The sequence below is a fragment of the Streptomyces sp. NPDC059567 genome (assembly GCF_042735655.1).
Classification (GTDB): Bacteria; Actinomycetota; Actinomycetes; order Streptomycetales; family Streptomycetaceae; genus Streptomyces.
The window spans coordinates 1-2,430 of the sequence record NZ_JBHWBS010000109.1; the positions used below are offsets into that span (position 1 = coordinate 1).

At 69.6% G+C, this 2,430-nt stretch carries 3 protein-coding genes and 2 tRNA genes; 3 read left to right on the plus strand and 2 right to left on the minus strand.

The features are described 5' to 3' along the window. Positions 1 to 179 precede the first annotated feature (179 nt). A tRNA-Lys gene (locus ACFVZW_RS32085) sits at positions 180 to 252 on the plus strand. 63 nt (positions 253 to 315) lie between these two features. On the opposite strand, the gene ACFVZW_RS32090 is transcribed toward ACFVZW_RS32085, so the two are convergent. Continuing rightward, positions 316 to 528, minus strand: coding sequence for a DUF4287 domain-containing protein (locus ACFVZW_RS32090; protein ID WP_384528817.1), 213 nt, complete (start codon positions 526 to 528; stop codon positions 316 to 318). Positions 529 to 647: 119 nt separating this feature from the next. Beyond that, the gene (sigJ, locus tag ACFVZW_RS32095; protein ID WP_384528819.1) at positions 648 to 1,538 is read right to left on the minus strand and encodes an RNA polymerase sigma factor SigJ; all 891 of its coding nucleotides are present in this window, start codon (positions 1,536 to 1,538) and stop codon (positions 648 to 650) included. A 197-nt stretch (positions 1,539 to 1,735) separates the two neighbouring features. Between sigJ and ACFVZW_RS32100 the strand changes: the two genes are divergently transcribed. Both ACFVZW_RS32100 and ACFVZW_RS32105 read left to right on the plus strand, forming a co-directional pair. Then, a complete protein-coding gene (locus ACFVZW_RS32100; RefSeq protein WP_384528822.1) occupies positions 1,736 to 2,215 on the plus strand; it encodes a rhodanese-like domain-containing protein in 480 nt (159 codons plus the stop codon). A gap of 61 nt (positions 2,216 to 2,276) precedes the next feature. Continuing rightward, positions 2,277 to 2,350 (plus strand) — tRNA-Met (locus tag ACFVZW_RS32105). Positions 2,351 to 2,430 lie beyond the last annotated feature (80 nt).

The window sequence follows — 2,430 nt, forward strand, 5'->3', positions numbered from 1 at the left end:
GCGTCATCTCCCCACCGGTCGGCGGGGGTGACACCCCCGCTCCCCGCCCCCCACCCCCCCCGGGTCCCCCCCCCCCCCTTCCCGCTTGAACGGACTCGAATGTGTCGCCGGGGCCGCCGTGTCGGATACCCGATCGGTTCCGGGGATCCATGCGGCTATGCTCGGGGGTGATGTGCCGAGGGCCGTTAGCTCAATTGGCAGAGCAGCGGACTTTTAATCCGTTGGTTGTGGGTTCGAGTCCCACACGGCCTACATCCACAGAAGCGCCCCACCCGGTTCAGGCCGGGCGGGGCGCCTCTGCGTTTCCGGGCGGGGCTACTTGCCGCTGTCCTCGGCGAGGGTATGGGCGACCAGGGCGTTGGCGTGGCCGTGGCCGAGGCCGTGTTCGGACTTGAGCCAGGAGACGAGCTCCATGTGCTTGGTCAGCGGGGAGGAGCGGATGAGGGTCTTCCACTCGGAGATCTGGCGCCCGTACTTCTTCTCGATCGAGGGGAAGTAGGCGGCAGGGCCCTTCACGGCGTCGGTCATGTCGATGTCCCTCGTCAGTGAATGATCTTGGTCGGGTTTCGGAGTGGTCGCGTATATGACCCACGTCGAGGGGTGAACTCATCGGCGCATGGCGTGTGGTGGGTCACACCCGTGCGCTCTCAGCCCTCCAGTGCCGGCACTCCCAGCGCCACCAGGCGCTCCGGGTCGAAGATGATCTGGATCCCCACGATGCGCTCGTCGACGATCGTGAAGGACATGAGCCCGGCCGCCTGGCCGTCCACGTAGGAGACGATGCCCGGGGCGCCGTTGACCAGCACATCGCGGTACGCGCGGCGGAAGCGGGCGAAGGTGAGCGCCTGGTTGACGACCGCCTCGGCGCCGCGGATCAGCCGTGAGGCCGCCGCGAGGACCTTGCCGCCGTCCGCCCGCAGGACCACGTCCGGGTCCAGGACCGCGAGCAGACCCTCGAAGTCGCCGCCCTGGGAGGCCGCCATGAAGGCGTCGACGACCTCGCGCTGCCGGGTGAGGTCGGGCGCCGGGGCCGGCGCCGCGTTCTGGACGCGCCGACGGGCCCGGCTGGCGAGCTGGCGCGTCGCCGCGGGCGTGCGGTCCACGATCGGGGCGATCTCGTCGAAGGAGACCGCGAACATGTCGTGCAGGACGAAGGCGAGCCGCTCGGCGGGGCCCAGCGTCTCCAGGACCACGAGCAGCGCGAGCCCCACCGAGTCGGTGAGCAGCGCCTCCTCCTCGGGGTCGCGGGTGGTGCCCTCCGCGCCCCGGACCAGCGGATCGGGGACGTAGTACTCCAGCGGGTCCTCCCGGCGGGAGGACCGCGAGCGCAGCATGTCGAGGCAGACCCGTCCGACGACCGTCGTCAGCCAGCCGCTGAGGTTCTGCACCTCGCTGACGTCGGAGCGGCTGAGCTTGATCCACGCTTCCTGGACGGCGTCCTCGGCCTCGCTCAGCGACCCCAGCATCCGGTACGCGACCGCCTTCAGATGCGTGCGGTCGGCCTGGAAGCGCTCGGCCAGGAGGTCCTTCTCGTCCATCGGTGTCTCCCTCGTCGATGCCCGTCGTCGAGATGACGGACGGCGGCCGCGAAACGTGACAGCTGAACCGCGCGTTCGCCCGCTGCGTGAGATCCCCTGTCGTCCCCCGCCGAACGCCCGGATTTCCCCGGCCGATCGGTCTCAGCGCCGGGGATTGCCACTTCAGTGCCGTGATCTTCGACCGTAGATTTTCATGCATGACGACAACCGCGCAGGTCAACGCCGTACTTCGTACCCCGCCCGCATCTCCCGCGGCCGCGGCCGCCTACTTCTCCGCCGGCCTCGCCTTCCACGCCGACGTCTCCGATGTCGCGAGCGCCCTCACCGCCGACGGCGACCCCGGCTTCGTGGTCGTCGACTCCCGCTCCACCGCGTCCTGGGACCAGGGACACGTCCCCGGCGCGATCCACCTGCCGACCGCGCTCATCGCCGACCAGGCCGAGCAGCTGCTCGACCGGTCCGTGCCGGTGGTCACGTACTGCTGGGGTCCCGGTTGCAACGGCGCGACGCGCGCCGCGCTCGCCCTGGCCCAGCTGGGCTACCAGGTGAAGGAGATGCTCGGCGGCTTCGAGTACTGGGTCCGCGAGGGCTTCCCGTACGAGACGTGGGAGGGCCCCGAGAAGAAGGACGCGGACCCGCTGACGGCCCCGGTCGATGCCGAGGACTGCGGCTGCTGAGCCGTGCCGGGAAAACCGATTAGGGGATCGGCTCACCATGCCGTAAGGTCATATTCACCGACGCGGGGTGGAGCAGCTCGGTAGCTCGCTGGGCTCATAACCCAGAGGTCGCAGGTTCAAATCCTGTCCCCGCTACTCAGTAGCAAACGAAGGCCCGGATCCATTCACTGGATCCCGGGCGTGGGGGGGGGGCCACCCAACGGGGGGTTCCGTTT

Excerpts from the sequence above, each read along its gene's own strand:
- ACFVZW_RS32090 (WP_384528817.1), bottom strand. The coding sequence starts at position 528 with ATGACCGACGCCGTGAAGGGCCCTGCCGCCTACTTCCCCTCGATCGAG.
- ACFVZW_RS32100 (WP_384528822.1), top strand. The coding sequence starts at position 1,736 with ATGACGACAACCGCGCAGGTCAACGCCGTACTTCGTACCCCGCCCGCA.
- sigJ (WP_384528819.1), bottom strand. The coding sequence starts at position 1,538 with ATGGACGAGAAGGACCTCCTGGCCGAGCGCTTCCAGGCCGACCGCACG.